This window comes from Streptomyces sp. NRRL F-2580 (assembly GCF_000720115.1).
Taxonomy (GTDB): domain Bacteria; phylum Actinomycetota; class Actinomycetes; order Streptomycetales; family Streptomycetaceae; genus Streptomyces.
In genome coordinates, this window is the sequence record NZ_JOIR01000040.1 from 49,639 (window position 1) to 70,747 (window position 21,109).

At 73.7% G+C, this 21,109-nt stretch carries 21 protein-coding genes and 3 pseudogenes; 14 read left to right on the forward strand and 10 right to left on the reverse strand.

The window, feature by feature from the left end; genetic code table 11:
* Positions 1-79 precede the first annotated feature (79 nt).
* Positions 80-889 (forward strand): class I SAM-dependent methyltransferase, encoded by an 810-nt coding sequence (locus IF88_RS0132840; RefSeq protein ID WP_051837945.1) that lies wholly within the window; start codon positions 80-82, stop codon positions 887-889.
* Positions 890-982: 93 nt separating this feature from the next.
* Here the strand turns inward: IF88_RS0132840 and IF88_RS41205 are convergent.
* Positions 983-1,350, reverse strand: a pseudogene (locus tag IF88_RS41205) (transposase); the annotation flags it as partial.
* A gap of 293 nt (positions 1,351-1,643) precedes the next feature.
* On the opposite strand from IF88_RS41205, the gene IF88_RS0132850 reads away from it, so the two are divergent.
* Positions 1,644-1,844, forward strand: a complete 201-nt coding sequence (locus tag IF88_RS0132850; RefSeq protein ID WP_030720875.1) for a DUF5988 family protein — start codon at positions 1,644-1,646, stop codon at positions 1,842-1,844.
* Between the two features lie 41 nt (positions 1,845-1,885).
* On the opposite strand, the gene IF88_RS0132855 is transcribed toward IF88_RS0132850, so the two are convergent.
* Positions 1,886-3,313: a dihydrolipoyl dehydrogenase family protein gene (locus tag IF88_RS0132855; RefSeq protein WP_030720877.1), complete on the reverse strand. Its 1,428-nt coding sequence runs from the start codon at positions 3,311-3,313 to the stop codon at positions 1,886-1,888.
* A gap of 185 nt (positions 3,314-3,498) precedes the next feature.
* A pseudogene (locus IF88_RS47450) lies at positions 3,499-3,687 on the reverse strand (oxidoreductase); the annotation flags it as partial.
* Positions 3,688-3,702: 15 nt separating this feature from the next.
* On the opposite strand from IF88_RS47450, the gene IF88_RS41210 reads away from it, so the two are divergent.
* Positions 3,703-3,960, forward strand: a complete 258-nt coding sequence (locus tag IF88_RS41210) for a hypothetical protein (RefSeq protein ID WP_324617220.1) — start codon at positions 3,703-3,705, stop codon at positions 3,958-3,960.
* A gap of 155 nt (positions 3,961-4,115) precedes the next feature.
* On the opposite strand, the gene IF88_RS0132870 is transcribed toward IF88_RS41210, so the two are convergent.
* The 4 genes from IF88_RS0132870 to IF88_RS0132885 all read right to left on the reverse strand — a co-directional run bounded on the left by IF88_RS0132870 (position 4,116) and on the right by IF88_RS0132885 (position 8,841).
* The gene (locus IF88_RS0132870; RefSeq protein ID WP_037807893.1) at positions 4,116-4,523 is read right to left on the reverse strand and encodes a thioredoxin family protein; all 408 of its coding nucleotides are present in this window, start codon (positions 4,521-4,523) and stop codon (positions 4,116-4,118) included.
* Positions 4,524-4,606: 83 nt separating this feature from the next.
* A complete protein-coding gene (locus IF88_RS0132875) occupies positions 4,607-6,046 on the reverse strand; it encodes an aldehyde dehydrogenase family protein (protein ID WP_030720886.1) in 1,440 nt (479 codons plus the stop codon).
* 185 nt (positions 6,047-6,231) lie between these two features.
* Positions 6,232-7,431: a thiolase family protein gene (locus IF88_RS0132880; protein WP_030720889.1), complete on the reverse strand. Its 1,200-nt coding sequence runs from the start codon at positions 7,429-7,431 to the stop codon at positions 6,232-6,234.
* 339 nt (positions 7,432-7,770) lie between these two features.
* Positions 7,771-8,841, reverse strand: coding sequence for a LacI family DNA-binding transcriptional regulator (locus tag IF88_RS0132885; protein WP_078893289.1), 1,071 nt, complete (start codon positions 8,839-8,841; stop codon positions 7,771-7,773).
* Between the two features lie 303 nt (positions 8,842-9,144).
* Between IF88_RS0132885 and IF88_RS48515 the strand changes: the two genes are divergently transcribed.
* The 7 genes and pseudogenes from IF88_RS48515 to IF88_RS41225 all read left to right on the forward strand — a co-directional run bounded on the left by IF88_RS48515 (position 9,145) and on the right by IF88_RS41225 (position 14,114).
* Positions 9,145-9,396 (forward strand): hypothetical protein, encoded by a 252-nt coding sequence (locus IF88_RS48515; RefSeq protein WP_051837947.1) that lies wholly within the window; start codon positions 9,145-9,147, stop codon positions 9,394-9,396.
* Positions 9,397-9,547: 151 nt separating this feature from the next.
* On the forward strand, positions 9,548-9,961 hold the full coding sequence (locus IF88_RS48520) for an MFS transporter (protein ID WP_234323773.1): 414 nt from the start codon (positions 9,548-9,550) through the stop codon (positions 9,959-9,961).
* Positions 9,962-10,055: 94 nt separating this feature from the next.
* Positions 10,056-10,751, forward strand: a complete 696-nt coding sequence (locus IF88_RS0132895) for an alpha/beta fold hydrolase (RefSeq protein WP_030720895.1) — start codon at positions 10,056-10,058, stop codon at positions 10,749-10,751.
* 73 nt (positions 10,752-10,824) lie between these two features.
* Complete coding sequence (locus IF88_RS42520; RefSeq protein WP_030720898.1) at positions 10,825-11,493, forward strand: hypothetical protein; 669 nt, start codon at positions 10,825-10,827, stop codon at positions 11,491-11,493.
* Between the two features lie 101 nt (positions 11,494-11,594).
* A complete protein-coding gene (locus tag IF88_RS0132905) occupies positions 11,595-13,004 on the forward strand; it encodes an amidase (RefSeq protein WP_030720901.1) in 1,410 nt (469 codons plus the stop codon).
* Between the two features lie 235 nt (positions 13,005-13,239).
* Entirely contained in the window at positions 13,240-13,596 is a 357-nt protein-coding gene (locus IF88_RS0132910; protein ID WP_420711021.1) for a DUF7144 family membrane protein, read from the forward strand.
* A 54-nt stretch (positions 13,597-13,650) separates the two neighbouring features.
* Positions 13,651-14,114, forward strand: a pseudogene (locus IF88_RS41225) (type II toxin-antitoxin system PemK/MazF family toxin).
* A 66-nt stretch (positions 14,115-14,180) separates the two neighbouring features.
* On the opposite strand, the gene IF88_RS0132920 reads toward IF88_RS41225, so the two are convergent.
* Positions 14,181-15,032 (reverse strand): TIGR02452 family protein, encoded by an 852-nt coding sequence (locus IF88_RS0132920; RefSeq protein WP_030720907.1) that lies wholly within the window; start codon positions 15,030-15,032, stop codon positions 14,181-14,183.
* 106 nt (positions 15,033-15,138) lie between these two features.
* Here IF88_RS0132920 and egtA point away from each other — a divergent pair, with 106 nt between their 5' ends.
* From egtA to egtD, 4 genes are read left to right on the forward strand one after another with little or no spacing between them, the layout of a single operon-like run.
* Complete coding sequence (gene egtA / locus IF88_RS0132925; RefSeq protein WP_030720909.1) at positions 15,139-16,485, forward strand: ergothioneine biosynthesis glutamate--cysteine ligase EgtA; 1,347 nt, start codon at positions 15,139-15,141, stop codon at positions 16,483-16,485.
* Positions 16,482-17,792 (forward strand): ergothioneine biosynthesis protein EgtB, encoded by a 1,311-nt coding sequence (gene egtB / locus IF88_RS0132930; protein WP_030720912.1) that lies wholly within the window; start codon positions 16,482-16,484, stop codon positions 17,790-17,792. Before egtA ends, egtB begins: the two co-directional genes overlap by 4 nt.
* Entirely contained in the window at positions 17,792-18,550 is a 759-nt protein-coding gene (gene egtC / locus IF88_RS0132935; RefSeq protein WP_030720915.1) for an ergothioneine biosynthesis protein EgtC, read from the forward strand. The genes egtB and egtC overlap by 1 nt, the downstream gene beginning before the upstream one ends.
* Positions 18,547-19,521 (forward strand): L-histidine N(alpha)-methyltransferase, encoded by a 975-nt coding sequence (gene egtD, locus IF88_RS0132940; protein WP_030720918.1) that lies wholly within the window; start codon positions 18,547-18,549, stop codon positions 19,519-19,521. Before egtC ends, egtD begins: the two co-directional genes overlap by 4 nt.
* Here the strand turns inward: egtD and IF88_RS44495 are convergent.
* The gene (locus IF88_RS44495; RefSeq protein WP_158754712.1) at positions 19,404-20,342 is read right to left on the reverse strand and encodes a lysophospholipid acyltransferase family protein; all 939 of its coding nucleotides are present in this window, start codon (positions 20,340-20,342) and stop codon (positions 19,404-19,406) included. The genes egtD and IF88_RS44495 overlap by 118 nt on opposite strands.
* Positions 20,339-21,109, reverse strand: a 771-nt coding sequence (locus IF88_RS0132950; protein ID WP_037807936.1) for a GNAT family N-acyltransferase, incomplete at its 5' end; no start/stop codon positions are given. The genes IF88_RS44495 and IF88_RS0132950, both read right to left, overlap by 4 nt.

A 21,109-nucleotide genomic window follows, 5' to 3' on the forward strand; every position in this document is an offset into this window, starting at 1 on the left:
GATCCGCGCATGACGGATGTGCCCGCGTGTAGCTTGGGGCCAGGGTCTGTCCAGCGGATCATGTGACTAGGCTGCGACGATGGAACACTTAACCGACGTGCCCGAGAGTTTCGACCAGCCGGCAGACCTGGCCCAGGCGAATGACTATGACAGCTTCGCCGAGGCGTACTCGTCGGAGAACGAGAACAGCCTGGTGAACGCGTACTACGAGCGGCCCGCGATGTTGGCCCTCGCTGGCGACGTGGCTGGTCGTCAGATCTTGGACGCCGGTTGCGGCTCGGGCCCTCTGACCGCTGCATTACGCGATCGCGGTGCAGTCGTCAGCGGCATCGACGCCAGCGCGGAGATGGTGGCGTTGGCCAGGCGGCGGCTCGGTGACGACGCGGACCTGCACGTGGTCGACCTGAGGGACCGCCTGCCGTTCGCCGACGGTGCGTTCGACGATGTGGTCGCGTCGCTGGTGCTGCACTACCTGGAGGACTGGGGGCCGACGCTGGCCGAGTTGCGGCGAGTGTTGAAGCCTGGCGGCCGGCTGATCGCGTCGGTGGATCACCCTTTCGTGGCCTACACGATCCAGGATCCTCGGCCCGACTATTTTGCGACCACCAGCTATGCCTTCGACTGGACGTTCGGCGGGCAGTCCATCCCGATGAGATTCTGGCGCAGGTCATTACAGGCGATGACCGATGCCTTCACCACCGCCGGCTTCCGCCTTTCCGTCATCAGCGAGCCGCAGCCCGACCCGGCCGCCCGTGAACTGTTCCCCGACGACTTCCATAACCTTTCGACCAAAACCTGCTTCCTGTTCTTCGTCGTCGAGGTACCGCCGTCGGCTACCGGCTCGGATGAGATGCTGACGGGCCGTTCAGGTCCATGCGGGGATGCATGAGTCGGAAGGTGGGGCTGGCGGTCGCGGCGGTGACTGTGGTCAGTCCCGCTGGGCTTGGCGGGAGGCGGGCTGGCCGTTCCGGCGGGAGGTGCGGCGGGTGATTCGCCTGGTCATCAGCGTAATCGCGGCCCAGGTGATGAGCGACTCGGAGTGCTGGATCAGCCGTTCGTAGACCCGGGCGTGCCTACGGGCGTGCATGACCAGGCGATCGACCGTTCGACAACCCAGCGGCGGGGCAGGACAACGAATCCCTTTGCGTCTTTCGGCCGGCTCACCGTCTTGACCGTGAGGTTCAGGTACTTCTTCGCCCAGGTCACGAGCTGTCCGGCGTAGGCGGAATCGGCCCAGACGATTGTGATCTCCGGGTGCATCAGCCGCAGCCTGAACAGGACTTATTTCGCCGCGTCGCGGTCGGTGATGTCGGCCGGGTTGACCATCACGAACAGCGGCAGGCCCTCGGTGTACGCCCCGTTCAACTCCGCCATCACCCGGCGCCGTAACCGACGATGCCGCCGCCATGACCTGGCACGACACGCCGTCGAGCAGAACACCCCGCGTCCGGCCGCGCGGCCGGCCTCAACCGGTCACCGCAGCCCCCACACACCCGCACTCCGGGCCGCCCGGAACCCTCGGACACCACTACAGGCTACGGCCCCGAACACCTCGAAATCAGGGATATAGATCAGGCACTCAGGCGGACCGGGTCGAGCGGCCTCGTGATGCGCACGGCCCCCTGCGTGGGAACACTGGGGCCATGACGAACAAGGCAGCCTTGGAGGGCGGCCCGGACGATCTCCCGGTCCGGATCGTCCCGATCGCCTCGCCCGGAGAAGACCTGAAGGTCCCGCACCGCGGCGGATACGAGCACTTCAAGCCCACCTCACGGCAGCAGGACGGCCCGCAGGAGCGGCTCACCGTCTACGAGTGGTGGGAACGCACCGAGATCGCCGAATGAACGCCGGATGACCGGCCGAGGGGCGCGCCGCGCCCCCGGCCTCACCCCCGGTAGGTCTCCAGCAGCCGCAGCCAGATCTCGCTGATGGTCGGGAAGGCCGGAACCGCGTGCCACAGCCGCTCGATCGGCACCTCCCCCGCGACCGCGATGGTGGCCGCGTGGACCAGCTCGGCCGCGCCCGGGCCGACGAAGGTGGCACCGAGGAGGACCTCGCGGTCGAGGTCGACGACCATCCGGGCGCGGCCGCGGTAGCCGTCGGCGTACAGCCCGGCGCCGGAGACCTTGGACAGGTCGTAGTCGACGGCGCGCGCCCGGTGGCCGGCCCGTTCGGCCTCGGCCAGGGTCAGGCCGACCGCGGCAGCCTCCGGGTCGGTGAAGACGGCCTGCGGGAGGGCGCGGGTGTCGGCGGTGGCCGTGTGCGCGCCCCAGGGGCCGGTGTCCAGCGGGGCGCCGGCCGCGCGGGCGGCGATCGCGGCGCCCGCGATCCGCGCTTGGTACTTGCCCTGGTGGGTGAGGAGCGCCCGGTGGTTGACGTCCCCGACGGCGTACAGCCAGTCGTGGCCGGGCACCCGGCAGCTGTCGTCCACGTCGATCCACGTCCCGACGGGCAGGCCCACGGTCTCCAGCCCGATGTCGTCGGTCCGCGGCGCCCGGCCCGTCGCCATCAGCAGTTCGTCGCCCTCCAGGCTCTCGCCGCCCTCCAGCACCACCCGGACGGGCCCGGTCGAGCCGTCCCGTACGACCGCCTCGACGACCACGTCCGTACGGATCACCGCCCCGGCCTCGCGCAGCGCGTCCGCGACCAGCTCCCCCGCGAAGTCCTCCATGCGCGGCAGCAGCCCGGAGCCGCGCACCAGCATGGTGACCTGCGCTCCGAGGCCCTGCCAGGCGGTGGCCATCTCGGCGGCCACCACCGAGCCGCCGACGATCAGCAGCCGGCCGGGGACCGCCTGCGCCGAGGTCGCCTCGCGGCTGGTCCACGGGCGGGCGCCGGCGATGCCGGGCAGGTCCGGGACGACGGCCCGGGTGCCGGTGGCGACGACCACGGCGTGCCGGGCCGACAGCACGTGGTGCTCGCCCTCGGGGCTGGTGACGGCGACCTTGCGGACCCCGTAGAGGCGGCCGTGGCCCCGGTAGACGTGGGCGCCGATGGAGTCGAGCCAGTCGATCTGGCCCTGGTCCTTCCAGTCACCGGTCCAGTAGTCGCGGTGCGCGAGCACCGCCGCCGTGTCCAGAGGGCCCTCGGCGGCCGCCGCCAGCCCCGGCACCCGGCGCGCGTCGGCGCGGGCCAGGACCGGGCGCAGCAGCGCCTTGCTGGGCACGCAGGCCCAGTACGAGCACTCGCCGCCGACCAGTTCGCTCTCGACGAGAGCCGTGCTAAGCCCGGCGGCGCAGGTCCGGTCGACGATGTTCTCGCCGGCCGGTCCCCCGCCGAGCACCACGACGTCGTACTCCACGGCTTCCGACATAGACACCTTCCAAGGGTTCCAGAGGGTCCGCCAGGACCCACAGGAATCCCGGTCAGGGGCTCATAGCCCGCCACTGTACGTGTGCTCCGCGGGACATGCCCGAGATGCCGCGCAGCCACGGCGTGGTGCGGCAACGGCCCGTCGAGACCCGGTTCGAGGACCCCGCGGCGGCTCGGGCGGCGGCGTCAGGCCTGCGCGGTGGGCCGGACGACGATCTCGCTGACGTCGACGCCGTCGGGCGGCTCGATCGCGTAGCCGATGGCGGACGCGACGGCGGAGGGCGGCATGGCGATCTCGTCGCGCTGCCGGGTCATCGCGGCCGCGACCTCGGGACTGGCCCCCTTGCCCACGCCCTCGGTATGGGTGAATCCGGGCTCACCGCTGTGCGCGTGTTCACGACGCAGGGGCTGGACGCGCAGATGGAGCGCATCGCCAAGGAGGCGGGCGCGGGCCGTGCGATGCTGCGCGCCATCGCCTCACTCATGGACGCGTGCGTGGCCGCCGGGGCGATCCGTGCCGACATCAGGCCCACCGACGTCGCCGCCGTCCTCGAGGGCATCGCCCCCACCTCGGCGGGCGCCGAACACCGACAGCAGGCCGAGCACCTGCTCGACCTGACCCTGGACGGACCCACGGTCCGCCGGTGAGGACACCCCGCCCGAGCGCGCCGCCGCAAGGCCTCACCCGCACCACCGGGGTCGGAGGCGATGCCTCCGACCCCGGTGTGCGACGTGTGGGATGTGCGGGCCGTCCGCCGTCCGCCGCCCGGCGGCGCCGCGGACAGCTCCTGCTCCCCCGGGCCTCAGGCCTCCGACGTGCCGGGGCCCTCGGTGCCGGGGGCCTGCGCGCTGCCCTGCTCCGCGGCGATCTTGGCGCGCACCTCGTCCATGTCCAGCGCTCGGGCCTGCCCGATGAGGTCGGTCAGCGCCGCCTCCGGCAGGGCGCCGGGCTGGGCGAAGATGGCCACCTGGTCCCTGACGATCATCAGGGTCGGGATCGAGGTGATCTGGAAGGCACCCGCCAGCTCCTGCTGCGCCTCGGTGTCCACCTTGGCGAAGAGCAGATCGGGATGGGCCTCCGAAGCCCGCTCGTAGACCGGCGCGAACTGCAGGCACGGCCGGCACCAGCCCGCCCAGAAGTCGATCAGCACGAACGGGTTCTCGCTGACCGTCTGGTCGAAGTTTTCCTTGGTGAGCTCGACTGTAGCCACGGTGTCCAGACCTCCTGATTGAGCCGACTGCTCCTTGAACGAACGATCCGCCCCGAGCATTCCGCCCCGCCCCCGGACAGGGTCTAGAAGGGGTGGGCGGCCGGGGTGCTGCGGGCCGTGGTCCAGCGCAGTTCCGTGAAGGCGTCCAGGTTCGCCTCGCCGCCGAAGCGGGCCCCGGTACCGGAGGCACCGACCCCACCGAACGGCGCGACGGCCTCGTCGTTGACCGTCTGGTCGTTGACGTGCGCGATCCCGGTGGGGATCCGTTCGGCCAGGTCGAGCCCGCGCGCCGCGTCCCGGGTCACGATCCCGAGGGAGAGGCCGTACGGGCCCGCCGACGCCAGGGCCACCGCCTCGTCCTCCGTCGCGAAGGAGCGTACGGGCGCCACCGGGCCGAAAACCTCCTCGGTGTAGGCGGGGGTGTCCTCGCCGACGCCCGCCAGTACGGTCGGCCGGTAGAAGAGGTCCCGGTGGGTACCGCCGGCGACGAGTTTGGCCCCGGCCTCGGTGCTTGCCTCCACGAGGGCGTGTACGCGTTCCACCTGGGCGCGGTCGATCAGCGGCCCCAGGTGGACCTGCTCGCGGTACGGGTCCCCCACGGCCAGTTCCTCGGCGCGCGCGGCGAGCCGCTCGACGTACTCGTCGTAGAGCGAGGCGTGTACGAGGTGGCGCCCGGCGGTCATGCAGATCTGGCCCTGGTGGAAGAAGGAGCCCCAGGTGGCCTGGGCGACGGCGGCCTCGACGTCGGCGTCGCGGAGCACGACCAGGGCCGAGTTGCCGCCCAACTCCAGGTGCGCGCGCTTGAGGTGACGGCCCGCCAGCTCACCGACGGCGCGGCCGGCCGTCGTCGATCCGGTGAAGGACACCACCCGCACCCGCGGGTCGGCGACCACCGCGGCGCCCGTCTCGGCGCCCCCGGGCAGGACGTGCAGCAGCCCGGCCGGCAGCCCGGCGGCGGCGAACACGGCGGCGAGGGCGAGGCCACCGCAGACGGCGGTCCGCCGGTCCGGCTTGAGCAGCACCGCGTTGCCGAGCGCCAGGGCCGGCGCGACCGAGCGGATCGCCAGGATCAGCGGTGCGTTGAACGGGGCCACCACCCCGACCACCCCGGCCGGGACCCGCCGGGTGAAGGACAGCCGCGGTGCCTCGCTCGGCAGCACCTGCCCGACCGGCCGCGAGGCCAGCGCGGCGGCCTCGTAGCACTCCTGCGCGGCGACGTGCAGCTCGAAGCCGGCCTTGCCGGGTATCGAGCCCGATTCGCGGACCAGCCACTCCCGCAGCTCGTCCGCGTGGGCGGCGAACAGGTCTCCGGCGCGGCGCAGCACGGCGGCCCGCTCCGGGTGGGTGGTGCGCGCCCAGTCCTGCTGCGCGGCGCGGGCCCGTACGGCGGCCTCCGCCACGTCGGCGGGCGCGGCGAGGTCGAGGGTGGCGAGGGTGCGGCCGGTGGCGGGTTCGACGACCGGGGCGGCGCCGCCGGTGAGGGTGGGTCCGTCCTGCCAGAGCGTCGGGTCGAGGAGCGGCATGGCGCGGGGCCTCCGGGTGGGGATGGGCGGGGTGCCGGGCGAGGGGGGGCGGCAGCACGCGTCATCGTGCCAGACGGGAGGCTCCACTTCTGTTCAGTTATTGGGCAGTTGACGGCGGGCGCTGACCGGAAATGGTCGACGCCCTGGTGGGGCGGGTGCCCCACCAGAGCGGTGCCGGAGCGGGCTCAGCGCTCCAGGACGAGCGCGATGCCCTGCCCGACGCCGATGCACAGCGCCGCCATGCCGGTGCCGGAGCCCGCCGCCGCCAGCTGGTGGGCGACCGAACCGGCCAGGCGGGCGCCCGAGGCGCCGAGCGGGTGGCCGATCGCGATGGCGCCGCCGCGCGGGTTGACCACGGCCGGGTCCAGCTCCGGCCAGGCCGCCAGGCAGCCCAACGCCTGCGCCGCGAAAGCCTCGTTGAGTTCGAGGACGCCGAGGTCGGACAGCCCGCGTCCGGCCTTGCCCAGGGCCCGCTGCACCGCGTCCACCGGGCCCAGCCCGAAGAGCTGGGGCTCGATCCCCGTTACGGCGGAGGCGCTGATCCGGGCGAGCGGCTCCCGGCCGGTGGCGGCCAGGCCCGCCTCGTCGGTCAACAGCAGGGCCGCGGCGCCGTCGTTGAGCGGGGAGGCGTTGCCGGCCGTGACCGTACCCCGGCCGTCCGTCCGGAAGGCCGGCTTCAGCCGGGCCAGCGCCTCGGGGGTGGAACCCTCGCGGATGCACTCGTCGCGTACGAGGTCCACGCCCTCGTACGGCACGACCTCGCCGTCGTAGAGCCCGGCGGCCCAGGCGGCCGCTGCCTTGCGGTGGCTCTCCAGGGCGAAGGCGTCCTGCGCCTCGCGGGTAACGGCGTACTTGTCGGCGACGAGTTCGGCGCCCTCGCCGAGCGAGCCGGTCCACTCCGCGGGCATCCGCGGGTTGGTCATCCGCCAGCCGAGGGTGGTGGACCACATCTGCTGGTGCCCGGCGGGGAAGGCCCGTTCGGGCTTCTGGACCACCCAGGGGGCGCGGCTCATCGACTCGACGCCGCCCGCGATGGCCACGGAGGCGTCGCCCAGCGCGATGGCGCGGGCGGCCTGGATCACGGCTTCGAGTCCGGATCCGCACAGCCGGTTGACGGTGACTCCGGGGACGCTCACCGGGAGACCGGCCAGCAGGACTGCCATCCGGGCCACGTCGCGGTTGTCCTCGCCCGCGCCGTTGGCGTCGCCGAAGACGACGTCGTCGATACGGGCCGGATCGAGGTCGGGCGTACGGTCCACCAGCGCGCGCACCACGTGCGCGGCCAGGTCGTCCGGGCGGACCCCGGCGAGGGCCCCGCCGAACTTTCCGATCGGGGTGCGGACGGCGTCGACGACGTAGACGTCGCGGACGGTGCGGATGCTCATGGGGTCTCTCCTGGGCGGATCCGTACGGCGGTGGCGCACCGGCGCCGTGTGGGCACCGATGCCGGTGTGGGCACGAAACCGGTGTGGGCATCGCGACACGCCGCCGGGCACGCCCGGTGGGGCGCGCCCGCAGTCTCCGTCCGCACGTCACCGCCTGTCAACGGCCCCCGGCGACCCGTCGGCCCCGCCGGGACGGAACGGGCCCCTGCCGCGGGAGCGGGGCGCCGGATCGGGGCCATGGACGGGGGCGAGGACGGGGGCGCCGACGGGGCGGCGGACGGGGGCCGCGGACCGAGCGCCCGAGCGAGACCGCGGACGGGGCGCCCGAGCGGGGCGCCGTCAGGTCGACTCGCGCTGCACGGCCTCGGCCGCCATCAGGTCGTGCCGCTCCGTGACCTCCGACGGCTCGCGCACCGCGTGGTCCACCAGCGAGGCCAGGTGGTCACCGGTCGGCATCTCCAGGCGCACCGTGCTCAGCCGGGGCCGCAGCAGCCGCCCGATGAGCAGGTCGTCGGCGCCGATGACGGCGACGTCCTCGGGGATGCGCAGCCCCTCGTCCTGGAGGGCGCGCATCAGCAGCATCGCGTACTCGTCGTTGTACGCGAAGACCGAGTCCAGCCCGAGCGCGCGCCAGCGGGCCGCGAGCGCCGCCGCCGACTCCTCGGAGTACGCCATCGGGACGGGCTCGACCCGTACGCCCTCCTCGCCGGACACTTCGGCGCCCGCCGCGGAGCGGGCGCCCGCCAGCCGGGGCGCGGAGAACAGCTCGAGCCCCTCCTCCTCCGGGACGACCACGCCGATCCGCCGCCGGCCGCGCTCGACGAGATGGGCCGCGGCGCGGGCGCCGACCTCCTGCTGGTCCATGACCAGTGCGTGCGCCCCGGGTACGCCGACCGGGCCCATGGTGATCACCGCGCGGGCCCCGGCCCGCTTGAGGGTGGCGACGTTGTGCGCGGAGAGGGTGATCTCGCCGAGGGATATCACCGCCACCGGACGCAGCTCCGCCCACGCCCGCACGGCCTCGTCCCCGCTGAGGCCGAGGCTGCCGTACTGGACCACGGTGTAGTCGAGCCGGCGCAGCGCCCACTGGAGTTCGTTGAGGAAGGCGCTGTACAGGGGGCCGATCGGCGCGTTCGGGGTGGGCAGCAGCACGATCCGGGTGTGCCCGGCGCGCAGACTGCGCGCGGCCGCGTGCGGGACGTATCCGAGTTCCTCGGCGGCCTCGCGGACCTTGCGGCGGGTCGGCTCGCTGATGCGTACGGCTTCCGCGTTGTTCAGCACGTACGAGACCGTCGCGCGCGAGACCCCGGCGAGGCGGGCCACATCGGCGCTGGTGGGAACGGGGGGTGGCGGCGTGGACGATCCGGAGGCCGCGTTCGGCGGCTTCGGCGATTTCGGTGACTGAGACATTGCCGTGGCATCCTTCCAGACCGATTGCGCCCAGGGGCTAGCGGATGGCCTGAAACGAATGCTACACAGTGGTTACACGAGTCATTGATACGTGTAACTACGGCGTCATACCCCCGTCGACGGACGTGACGACGGATGTGTCACCGCACGTGCGCACGCACGTGACCCGCCGTGCCGCCGCCCCCTGTCGCGCTCCGTCGCACCCCCGCCGTCGCGACGGGGCGGCGCGCACCCCGCACGCGCCCGCCGGCCCCGGCCCCGCACGCCGCGGCCTGCTCCCCTGCTGCTCGTCGAAAATCCGCCATGTACGCGCTCTACGTCGGCGTGGCCGGCGTCCTGCTCGCGCTCCAGGTCGAGGACATCGACCCGGCGGACAAGGTGGCGAACTTCGGCCTGATAGCAGGGGTCCCGGCGAGCTTCGCCACGGTCTTCAACCCCGTCGCCGGCGCCCTGTCCGACCGCAGCGGACGGCGCCACCCCTCTGGATCCTCGGCGGCGGACTCGCCGCCGTCCCGGCGATGTTCCTGCTCGGCCTCGCCGACACGATCCTGCTGATCACGATCGCCTGGTGCCTCGGCCAGGCCGTCATGATCGTCTACCAGGCGGGCATCACCTCGCTACCAGCTCTACATCCTCCAGGACCACACCGTGCTGCCCGACGGCATGGAACCGGAGGCCGCGGTGGCGGTGTTGATGCCGCTGACCAGTGTGGCGATGGTCGTCTCCACCCGGTCCTCGGCGGATACCTACCGACAGGTTCGACCGCCGCAAGCTCTTCGTCGGCGCCTCCGCGCTGCTGTTGGCCGTCGCGCTCACCATCCCGGCCGTGTCGGCCAGCTGGACCGCGATGCTGGCCTTCTCCGTGGTCAACGGGCTGGCGTTCGGCTGCTACATGGCGGTGGACACCGCGCTCGTGACGATGGTGCTCCCCAAGGCCGAGGACGCGGCCCGAGACATGGGCGTGCTCAACATCGCCACCGCCGGCCCGCAGATCGTCGCGCCGTTCATCGCCTCGGTGATCGTCTCGCTCAGCGGCGGGTACACCGCGCTGTTCGTCGTCGCGGCCGTGCTGGCGGTGGCGGGGGCGCCGGCCGTGAAGCCGATCCGCAGCGTGCGCTGACCGAAGACGCCGCACCCGTGGTCCGTACCTTCGACCGAAACTCGCGGCTCCCCGAGCACAGTTCACACCCTCGAGACTCGAGAAAGGCACCACCGTGCAGCTGCACACCCAGACCTGGGGCGAGGGCGACCGCATCGCCCTCCTGATCCACGGCATCATGGCCGACCACCGGACCTGGCGCCGGGTCGGCCCCGCCCTCGCCGACCGCGGCTACCGCGTCATCGCCGTGGACCTGCGGGGCCACGGGGCCAGCGGCCGTGGCGCGTACAGCCCGGAGCTCTACGCCGACGACGTGGTCGAGACGCTGCCGGCCGGCGCCGAACTCGCCATCGGCCACTCCCTCGGCGGCCTCACCCTGTCGCTCGCGGTGGACCGGCTGAAGCCGCGGCGGGCGGTGTACTCCGACCCCGGCTGGCACTTGGCCGCCCCCGCGGAGGGTTTCGGCCCGGAGCTGCTGGCCCGGTTCAAGCCGGCGACCAGGGAAGAGATCCAGGCGATGAGTCCGCGCTGGGAGGACGTGGACGTCGACATCGAGCTGGCGACCCTGGCGCTGTGGGACGAGCAGACGGCCCTGAGCCTCGCCCCGCTGCTCGGCGCCGACCTGATGCCGGCGGCTCCGGTGGTGCCGTCGCTGGTCCAGCTCGCCGATCCGAGCCAGTTGATCTCGCCGGAGCGGGCAGAGCTGCTCAAGAGCCGCGGCTTCCACGTGCGTTCGGGCGCCGGGGCCGGACACACCATCCACCGCGACGACTTCGACGGGTTCATGGCCTCCCTGGAGGGCTGGATCTAGCACTGCCGAGACCGTGCGGTCCGCGCCCACGGCGGGTTCTCCCGGTGTCAGTGGCGGCTGCCAGACTGGCGCCATGAACAACGAGGTTGAGCACGACGGCCGGGTGGACCCGGTATCCCTGCTGCTGCGCACGGACTGGAACGCCGTGGAGCACTGCTGCCCGGACGTGGCACCGCAGACGCCCGTGATCCTGCGGGAACTGCTGGACGACGACCCGCGCGTCCAGGGATACGCCTTGCGCTGCCTGGCCGAAGCCCTCACCAGTGGGAACGTCTTCTACACCGCCACGGCTCCCGCGGCCCGGTACGTGGCCGCGGTCCTGGGGGACCCACGGACCCTGGCGCAGGTCACCGACCGCAGCGAGCACGAGGTGTACGACCTGGGTCCGCAGGCCCCGTTCCCGCTGCGCGCCGGCCTGATGACCTGGCTGGGGGACTCGATCGTCGACGCGATCGCCCAGCAGGGGCGGCCCTACGGCGACGAGGAGGACCTCGACGCGTTCCTCGACCTCGCGCCGGAGTTCTACGCGGCCGTGCACCCCTTCCTCGCCTCCGGCTCCCCCGGCATACGCGAGGCGGCCCTGGGCGCGCTCCTGCCACTGCTGCGCCTGCCCGCCCTGGCCGACCGGGGCCCCGCCCACCGTGACCAGGTCCTCGCCGCAGCCCTCGGTGACGGCCCCCACCGCTGGCGGGCCGTCGACACGCTCTCCTCCTGGGGCGAGGACGTCTCGCCCCTGCTCTGACCGCCGCCCATCCCCAACGTCGGGGCCTACACGGGTAGTCGTGCCCGGTGGGTCCCCCGTACCGTCTACCTACCGAACGGTAATAGGGGGAGTGGTTCGCGATGTCGGATGCTTCAGCCGGCCTGGTCGAGATGGCCGCAGCGCTCGCCGAAGGCAGCGTGTCTGCACGGCAGTTGACCGAGCGGGCGCTGCGCCGGATCGCGGCGGCGCAGCCGGAGCTCAACGCCTTCCGGACCGTACGCGCCGACGCCGCGCTCGCCGAGGCGGACGCGGCGGACCGGCGGCTGGCCGCGGGCGAGCGGCTGCCCCTGCTGGGCGTACCGCTCGCGGTCAAGGACGACATGGACCTGGCCGGGGAGCCGACCGCCTTCGGCTGCGCCGGGCCCTTCTCCCCGAAGGCGGCCGACTGCGAGGCGGTACGGAGGCTGCGCGCGGCCGGTGCGGTCATCGTCGGCAAGACGCAGACGCCGGAGCTCGGGCAGTGGCCCTTCACCGAGGGCGACGCCTTCGGCGCGACCCGCAATCCGTGGAACCCGGCCTACTCGCCCGGCGGTTCCTCGGGCGGCTCGGCGGCGGCCGTGGCGGCGGGCCTGGTCCCGGCGGCGCTGGGCTCGGACGGTGCCGGTTCGGTCCGGATCCCCGCGGCCTGGACCCACCTGATCGGAGTGAAACCGCAGCGCGGGCGCATCTCCACCTGGCCGGAGCCGGAGTCCTTCCACGGGCTCACGGTCAACGGCGTACTGGCCCGTACCGTCGCCGACGCGGCGCTCCTGCTGGACGCCGCGAGCGGCCCGCACCCCGAGGACCTGCACCGCCCGGCCCGCATCTCCGCGGTCGAGGCGGTCCGGCGCACCCCGCGCCGGCTGCGGATCGCCCTCTCCTTCGGGATGCCCTTCACCGCCACGCCCAAGTCACTGGATCCGCAGGTGCGTTCCGCGGTGGAGCGGCTGGCCGGGCGGCTGGAGGCGCTGGGGCACGAGGTGGTCCCGGAGGACCCGCGGTACGGCCCGATCGGCCTGACCTTCGTACCCCGCGCGACCAGCGGCGTACGGGACTGGGCGGCCCGGGTACCGGATCCGGCGCTGCTGGACCCGCGTACGCACGAGGCGGTACGGACCGGCCGGATCCTGGGCGGGCTGGCCCTGCGGGTCTCCCGCCGGACGGAGGCGGCGCTGGGGCGGCGGGTCGGTGAGATCTTCGGCCGTTACGACGTGGTGCTGACCCCGACGACGGCCACTCCGCCGCTGCGGATCGGGGCGCTGGCCGGTCTCGGTGCCATGGCCACGGACCGGGCGATGATCGCCGCCTGCCCGTACGCGTGGGCATGGAACGTCCTGGGGTGGCCGGGGGTGAACGTCCCGGCGGGGTTCACGGTCGAGGGGCTGCCGGTGGGAGCCCAGTTGCTGGGTCCGGCGGACTCGGAGCCGCTGCTGCTGGCGCTGGCCGCGCAGGTCGAGGCGGCGCAGGACTGGGCGGCGCGGCGGCCGGATCCGGTAAGGGCCGGCGTGTGAGGTGCGGTGGCGGGGGCCCGGACCGCGGGTCCGGTGAGGGTCGGGGTACGGGGCCACGGAGCCGGAGTGCCGACAGTAGGCCTCCGTGACAGGCTGAATGGGGGGATCTCGCCGGTCCGGCCGCCGCGCCGGCCCTGCACCCTAGGAGACCGAAATGGCCAGTGACGCCAGCAGGCCCCAGGCAGGCCAAGGGCAACCGCGCCCCTGGCACGCGCCCACGTCCGGTACTACCCTCCTGGCGGGAGTGCTGATGGTCTTCGGAGGGGCGATGGCGTTCCTCGAAGGGATCGCTGCCGTCGCCAGCGACGACCTGTTCGTCGTGACGCGCCACTACGTGTTCGAGTTCAGCCTGACCGGCTGGGGCTGGATCCACCTCATCCTGGGCATCGCCCTCGTCGTCGCCGGATGCGCCGTACTCGGCGGAGCCCTGTGGGGGCGCTACTTCGGCATCGTGGTCGCCGGACTCGGCGCGATCGCCAACTTCCTCTGGATCCCGTACTACCCCTGGTGGGCACTGACCCTGGTCGTCGTCAACCTCTTCATCGTCTGGGCCCTGTGCACGGGCTCGCACCGGGAAGCGGACATGACCTGACCGCCCGACCCGGCCGCACGGGGGCGCGGGGGCGGACCCAGTAACCTCGGCGGGATGACGGCACTTTCGCATTACGGCAACGGCCACACCGACCAGCCCGGCCGCGACGGGGACACGGCGACCACCGAGGCCGACGCCCGCGCCATCGGCTCCGTGCGCACCGAGTACGCGCCCGACCCCGACGGCGACCCCGACCCCGGCGAGATCGTGTGGACCTGGGTCCCGTACGAGGAGAACGACGGCCGCGGGAAGGACCGGCCGGTGCTGGTCGTCGCGCGGGAGGCGGGCGGGCGGACCCTGCTCGCCGTACAGCTGTCCAGCAAGCGGCACGACCACGACCGCGAGTGGGTGCCGATCGGGACCGGACCCTGGGACAGCGCGGGCCGCGAGTCTGGGCGGACGTCGACCGGGTGCTGCGGGTGCACGAGTCCGGGATGCGGCGCGAGGCCTGCGCGCTGGACCGGGGACGCTTCCGGCTGGTCGTCGACCGGCTGCGCGAGCGCTACGGCTGGACGTAAGGCACGGGCACGGGGCGGGACGGCGGCGGCCGAGCCCTCGCCGTCCCGTCCCGCCCCGTCCCGCCTTCAGGCCCCGAAACCCGCGAAGGCGCGCTCGAAGGCCTCCCGCGTCTCGGGCTTGCGGTCCAGCACCCCGAACACCACCCGTTCGAACACCCCGGAGAACGGGCCCGCCAGCAGCCCCCGGAAGGCCTCGGCCACCTCCGCCGGGTCGTTCTGGAACACCCCGCAGCCCCACGCCCCCAGCACCAGCCGCCGGTAGCCGTGCAGCGCGGCCACTTCCAGCACGAGCTCCGCCCGCCGGACCAGAGCCCCCGGGATCTCCGCCACCCGCTGCGGCTCCTGCCGCCGGATCGTGCCCGCGTTCGGGGCGGGAGAGGTCAGGAAACCGACCCGGAACGGGGTCTCCAGCAGTTCGCCCCGGTCATCGCGGAAAACGGGCACCCCGGGCGAGTGAATCACCCGGTCGGTGTAGAAGGTGCTGCGCTCCGCTCGGTGGACCTCGTAGTACTCCGGGGCCTCCAGCAGGGTCTCGTAGAGGGCCGAGGCGCGGCACAGCGCCTCCTCCTGGGCCTTGGCCCCGCGGACGTAACCGCCCCCGGGATTGCGGGCCGAGGCGAAGTTCAGGGCCGCCACCGGGGCCGCGTCCGGGCCGGCCGCGGCGCCCTGGCCGCCCGTCGCGAGCCTGCGGGCCGCGACCGTGGTGCTCTCGTCCGTGACCTCGACGGCCGTCGGTTCGCCCCCACGAAAGACCTCTCCGTCTGGAACGACCCGGTTTGGTCCATATATCCTGGTTCCTGCCTTGGCCTCCGCCAGGGCGGCGGCCAGGGAGACCTGCCGTCCCGACCGCGTCCGGTAGCCGCCGGCCGCCAGGATCTCCGCGTTCTCCCGCGCGATCTCGCGCAATCTACTGCTCACGCCGCCATCCTCTGCACCCCGGCCACCGGCGGCAAAGGATTTTGTGCCCCAGGGAGGGGTAGGCACGGGTGGTGTCACGGCCGACCACAGGAGACGAGGACCCGGTATGCCCCAGGACTCACCCACTCCCCCACGCGCGACCGCCCCACCTCCCACCGCCTCCCTCAGCGAGACCCAGGCGGAGGAACTGATCCACGGCATCTGTTTCAAGACCGGCCCGCCCCGCCTCGTCGGCGCGGAGCTCGAATGGCTGGTCCTGGATGCCGAACGGCCCGAACAGCCCCTGCCCCCCGAGCGGCTGCGGGCCGCGCACGCCGCCGCCCGCGCGCTGCCCCTGAACTCGCGCCTGACCGTCGAACCCGGCGGCCAGCTCGAACTCAGCTCGGCCCCCGCCGCCTCCCTCAGCGGATGCGTGGACGGCCTGCAGGCCGACCTCACCGCCGTGCGCGCCGCCCTGCTGGCCCGCGGACTGGTCCTGCGCGGCCTCGGCCGCGATCCCCGGCGCCCGTACCGGCGGCTGCTGAACAGCCCGCGCTACGACGCGATGGAGGCCTACTTCGACCGCACCGGCCCGGCCGGGCGCGTCATGATGTGCGCCTCCGCCTCCGTGCAGGTCTGCGTGGACGCCGGGTACGAGGAGCCGGGCGTGCTCGGTCACGGCCGGCGCTGGCGCCTCGCGCACCTGCTGGGCGCGGTCCTGGTGGCCGCCTTCGCCAACTCCCCCGCGGACGAGGGCCCGTACGCCGGCTGGCGCTGCGCCCGTCAGGGCGTCTGGAGCGACATCGACAGCCGGCGCGCCCTCGCGCCGCCGCTGGAGGCGGAGCCGCGGGCCGCGTGGACGCGGCAGTCGCTGGACACCGAGGTGATGTGCGTCCGCTCGTACGAGGGCGAACCGCCGTGGGAGATCCCGCGCGGCACGACCTTCCGCGACTGGCTGCGTACGGCCGGCGACACCGAGCGGCCGGAGCGCTCCGGTCCCGCGGGCCGCCCCGCGCTGCGGGCGCCCACCGTCGAGGACCTGGAGTACCACCTGACCACGCTGTTCCCGCCGGTGCGGCCGCGCGGCCACCTGGAGCTGCGGATGATCGACGCGCAGCCCGGCGACGACGGCTGGCTGGTCCCGCTGGCGGTCGTGCACGCGCTGTTCGACGATCCGGAGGCGGCCGAGACCGCGTACCGCGCGACGAAGGCGCTGTCCGACGCGCACGGCCCGCGGCCCTCGCCCCGCAATCCGCTGTGGCGCTCCGCCGCCCGGTACGGTCTGGCCGATCCGGAGCTGCGGACGGCCGCGACGGCCTGCTTCCTGGCCGCCGCCGAGGCACTGCCCCGGCTGGGCGCGAGCGAGCACGTCCAGGAGACGGTCGGGGCGTTCACCGAGCGCTTCGTGCTGCGCGGCCGCTGTCCGGCCGACGATCCGTCCCCCCTGCTCACCGGGAAGGAGGCCCGCCGGTGACCACGTCATACCCGTCCCGGGAAGCCCTGCGGGAGCGGGCGGCCGCCGCCCTGACCGTCGCGCGCGTGCGGACTGCCGGGCTCACCGACGCCGTGAGCGACGCGGACCTGACCGCCCAGCACTCGCCGCTGATGTCCCCGCTCGTCTGGGACCTCGCGCACATCGGGAACCAGGAGGAGCTCTGGCTGCTGCGCAACGTCGCCGGCCGCGAGTCCATGCGCCCCGAGATCAACCCGCTCTACGACGCCTTCGAGCATCCCCGCGCCGAGCGGCCCAAGCTGCCGCTGCTCGGGCCGGAGGAGGCCCGCCGGTACGCGGCCGAGGTGCGCGGCCGGGTCTTCGACCTGCTGGAGCGCACGCCACTGGAGGGCAGTGCGCTCCTCGACGACGGCTTCGCCTTCGGGATGATCGCCCAGCACGAACAGCAGCACGACGAAACGATGCTGATCACTCATCAGCTGCGACAGGGCGCGCCCGTGCTGACCGCGCCGGATCCGGACGCCCCGTACGATCCGCCGCTCTCCGCCGAAGTCCTCGTCCCCGGAGGCCCGTTCAGCATGGGCACCTCCGCCGAACCGTGGTCGCTGGACAACGAGCGGCCCGCGCACGTCCGGGACGTCGCGTCCTTCTGGATCGACACGGTACCGGTGACCAACGCCGCCTACCTGGCCTTCATCGCGGACGGCGGCTACCACGAGCCCCGCTGGTGGGCGGCGCCGGGCTGGCAGCAGATCCGCGAACACTCCATAGAGGCGCCGCTGTTCTGGCACCGGGAGGCGGGCCAGTGGCTGCGCCGTCGCTTCGGGGTGACCGAGCCGGTGCCCGAGGACGAGCCGGTGCTGCACGTGAGCTGGTACGAGGCGGACGCCTACGCCCGCTGGGCGGGGCGGCGGCTGCCGACGGAGGCGGAGTGGGAGAAGGCGGCCCGCTTCGATCCGGTGACCGGCCGCTCGGCCCGCTACCCGTGGGGCGACGCGGACCCGACCCCGGCCCTGGCCAATCTGGGGCAGCGCCACCTGCGCCCGGCCCGCGCGGGCAGCTACCCGGCCGGCGCCTCCCCGCTCGGGGTGCGCCAGCTGATCGGCGACGTGTGGGAGTGGACCGCGTCCGACTTCCTGCCCTACCCCGGGTTCCGGGCGTTCCCCTACCGGGAGTACTCGGAGGTGTTCTTCGGCCCGGAGCACAAGGTGCTCCGGGGCGGTTCCTTCGCGGTGGACCCGGTGGCCTGCCGGGGCACCTTCCGCAACTGGGACCTTCCGGTCCGGCGGCAGATCTTCTCCGGCTTCCGGACCGCGAGGGACGTCTGATGTGCCGTCATCTCGCCTATCTGGGCCCGGTGGTGGAGCTGCGGCGACTGCTGAGCGAGCCGGAGCACTCATTGGTGCGCCAGTCCTGGGAGCCGCGCCGGCAGCGCTCCGGCACGGTCAACGCCGACGGCTTCGGCATCGGCTGGTACGCGGAGGACGACCCGGTGCCCGCCCGCTACCGGCGCTCCGGGCCCGTCTGGTCCGACCTGACCTTCGCCGATCTCACCCGGGTGGTGCGCAGCGGGGCCGTGCTGGCCGCCGTACGGGACTCCACGCTGCCCGGGGCCGACGGGGAGGCGGCGGCCGCGCCGTTCTCGGACGGGCCCTGGCTGTTCAGCCACAACGGCGCGATACGGGGGTGGCCGGACGCGGCGGCCCCGCTCGCGGCCGGGCTGCCGCCCGAGGAGCTGCTCCGGCTGGCCGCGCGCACGGATTCGGCGCTGGTCTGGGCGCTGGTCCTGCACCGGCTGCGGGCCGGGGACGACCTGGGCACGGCGCTCGCCGAGCCGGTCCGGGAGCTGGCCACGGCGGCTCCCGGCTCACGGCTGAACCTGCTGGTGACGGACGGCGTCGCGATCGCCGCCACGGCATGGGGGGATTCGCTCTGGTACCTGGCCGACGCGGGCGCCCGGCGCACCGTGGTGGCCTCCGAGCCGTACGACGACGACCCCCGGTGGCGCGAAGTGCCCGACCGGACCCTGCTGACCGCCACCCGCACGCGGGTCGAACTGACCCCGCTCAAGGAGAACTCCCCGTGACCAACTTCCAGTTGACCCGGACCCTCGACGAGCACGCGGCGGAGACCGCGCTGCGCACGGACGTGCTGCACGGGCTCACGCACCTTCCGAAGGTGCTGCCGCCCAAGTGGTTCTACGACGCGCGGGGCAGTGAGCTGTTCGAGGAGATCACCCGGCTGCCCGAGTACTACCCGACCCGCGCGGAGCGGGAGATCCTGCTGGAGCGGGCCCGGGAGATCGCCTCCGAGAGCGGCGCCCGCACCCTGGTGGAGCTGGGCTCGGGCTCCTCGGAGAAGACCCGGCACCTGATCGAGGCGATGCCCGCGCTGGACACCTACGTACCGGTGGACGTGAGCGAGAGCGCCTTGCGGGGGGCGGCCGAGACGCTGCTCGCGGCGCATCCGGGGCTGCGGGTGCACGCGCTGCTGGCCGACTTCACACGCGCACTGCAGCTGCCGGACTCCCCCGGACCCCGGCTGGTCGTGTTCCTGGGTGGCACGATCGGGAACCTGCTGCCGCCGGAGCGTGCGGTGTTCCTGGCGTCCGTACGGGCGATGCTGTCGCCCGGGGACGCGCTGCTGATGGGCACGGACCTGGTCAAGGACGAGGCCGTGCTGGTGTCGGCGTACGACGACTCGCGGGGGGTGACGGCCGAGTTCAACAAGAACGTGCTGGCGGTCATCAACCGGGAGCTGGACGCGGACTTCCACACCGCCGACTTCGCGCACGTGGCGGTGTGGAACAGGGAGCAGGAGTGGATCGAGATGAGGCTGCGCGCCCGGGCGGAGCTCGTGGTGAAGATCCGGGCGCTGGATCTCGTGGTGCCGTTCGCGGCGGGCGAGGAGATCCTGACGGAGGTCTCGGCGAAGTTCCGTCAGGAGGGCGTGCGGAAGGAGTTGGCGGCGGCGGGACTGGAGCTGACCCAGTGGTGGACGGATGCGGCGGGCCGGTTCGCACTGTCCTTGTCGGTCGCCGACGGTGCGGCCGGCTGAGTCGGTATGCCGGGAAGGAGGGCCGGCGCTGAGGCTCCGAGCACGGCCTGCTGAGCGGCTGCCGCGAGGTCCCGCCGGTGCGCGTACCGGCCCGGCGGAATCCGCGGCAGCAGCCTGACCTCGGCCCGTACGCCGCGGGCCCGGGCGATCCGCCACAGCGAGGCGGTCAGCGGGTCGTCCCCGACGAAGGCGGGCGCCCCGGCCGGGGTCCCGTCGCGGCGCAGGTAGGCGAGCCGTACGGGCTGTACGGGGACCCGTGCGTCCAGCGCCGACTGGAAGGCGGCCCGGCGGAAGGTCCCCTGGGCGCGGCCGCACCACGTGGAGCCCTCGGGGAAGACGGTGACGCGGTCGCCGGCCAGCAGCGCGCCGGTGATGGTCTCGACGGTGGCGGGCAGGGCGCGGATCTCGTCGCGCTGGATGAACAGGGTCCCGGCGCGCCCGGCGAGGCGGCCGAGGACCGGCCAGTCGCGGATGTCGCTCTTGGCCAGCATCCGGCAGGGCACGGCGGCGGCGACGAGCGGGATGTCCAGCCAGGAGATGTGGTTGAGGACGAGGAGGCGGCCGCCGCCCGGGCCGGGGCTGCCGTGCACGGTGATCCGGATGCCGAAGGCCCGTACCAGGGCGGCCGACCAGGCCCGGACGACCGTGTGCCGGGGGCCGGCCGGCAGCAGCCGGACCGGCGGGGCGCCCAGGATCCCCAGCAGGATCAGGGCGACGGCGGCCGTGAGCCGGAGCACCGCCCGCGGGACGCTCGCGGTGCCCCCCTCGTGGGCCGCGCAGGCCTCGGGGGTGCAGGGCGAGGTGGGGAGCCAGACGCTCATGCGCCCGGGACGAGCGAGCGGAAGTGCTTCAGGTAGCGCGGGTTGGTCCGGCGCAGCGAGAGCAGCACGTACAGGTCGGCGCAGCCGAACTCGGCGTCGAGGGCGGGTTCGCCGCAGACCCAGGCGCCCAGGCGCAGGTAGCCGCGCAGCAGCGGGGGCAGCTCCATGCGGTCGGGGAAGGTGATGCCCTCGGGGTTCCAGGGGAGGTGCGGGGTGACCCGGTACTCCTCGGGGGCGAGGCTGCGGGTCAGCGCGGCCTCGCGGGTGGCGGCGGCCAGGAGCCCGCCGTCGGCGAGCGGTATCGAGCAGCAGCCGGCGAGCCAGTTGTGCCCGGAGCGGTCCATGTAGTGGGCGAGGCCGGCCCAGATGAGGGCGATGACGGCGCCGTTGCGGTGGTCGGGGTGGACGCAGGAGCGGCCGACCTCGACCAGGTCCGGACGGATGGGGGCGAGGGCGGAGAGGTCGAATTCACCCTCGGAGTAAAGGCGGCCGGCGACGGCGGCGCGCTCCGGGGGCAGCAGCCGGTAGGTGCCGACGACCTGCTCGGTCTCCTCCTCGATGACGAGGAGGTGGTCGCAGTACGCATCGAAGGCGTCGGAGTCGAGACCGGGCTCGGGCCCGTCCAGACGGGCGCCGAGCTCGCCGGCGAAGACCTGGTGGCGCAGGCGCTGGGCGGCGCGCACCTCGGACTCGTCGCGGGCGAGGCGTACGGCGTAGTGGGGGCCCACGGCCGGCGCGGCGGCCCGGGGCGCGGGGGGCGTGAGGGG

Bases quoted from the DNA above. Each gene is read 5' to 3' on its own strand.
- egtC (WP_030720915.1), top strand. From the start codon at position 17,792: ATGTGCCGTCATCTCGCCTATCTGGGCCCGGTGGTGGAGCTGCGGCGA.
- IF88_RS0132855 (WP_030720877.1), bottom strand. From the start codon at position 3,313: ATGTCGGAAGCCGTGGAGTACGACGTCGTGGTGCTCGGCGGGGGACCG.
- IF88_RS42520 (WP_030720898.1), top strand. From the start codon at position 10,825: ATGAACAACGAGGTTGAGCACGACGGCCGGGTGGACCCGGTATCCCTG.
- IF88_RS0132850 (WP_030720875.1), top strand. From the start codon at position 1,644: ATGACGAACAAGGCAGCCTTGGAGGGCGGCCCGGACGATCTCCCGGTC.
- IF88_RS0132875 (WP_030720886.1), bottom strand. From the start codon at position 6,046: ATGCCGCTCCTCGACCCGACGCTCTGGCAGGACGGACCCACCCTCACC.
- IF88_RS44495 (WP_158754712.1), bottom strand. From the start codon at position 20,342: ATGAGCGTCTGGCTCCCCACCTCGCCCTGCACCCCCGAGGCCTGCGCG.
- egtA (WP_030720909.1), top strand. From the start codon at position 15,139: ATGCCCCAGGACTCACCCACTCCCCCACGCGCGACCGCCCCACCTCCC.
- IF88_RS0132880 (WP_030720889.1), bottom strand. From the start codon at position 7,431: ATGAGCATCCGCACCGTCCGCGACGTCTACGTCGTCGACGCCGTCCGC.
- IF88_RS0132905 (WP_030720901.1), top strand. From the start codon at position 11,595: ATGTCGGATGCTTCAGCCGGCCTGGTCGAGATGGCCGCAGCGCTCGCC.
- IF88_RS0132885 (WP_078893289.1), bottom strand. From the start codon at position 8,841: ATGTCTCAGTCACCGAAATCGCCGAAGCCGCCGAACGCGGCCTCCGGA.
- IF88_RS48515 (WP_051837947.1), top strand. From the start codon at position 9,145: ATGTACGCGCTCTACGTCGGCGTGGCCGGCGTCCTGCTCGCGCTCCAG.
- IF88_RS0132840 (WP_051837945.1), top strand. From the start codon at position 80: ATGGAACACTTAACCGACGTGCCCGAGAGTTTCGACCAGCCGGCAGAC.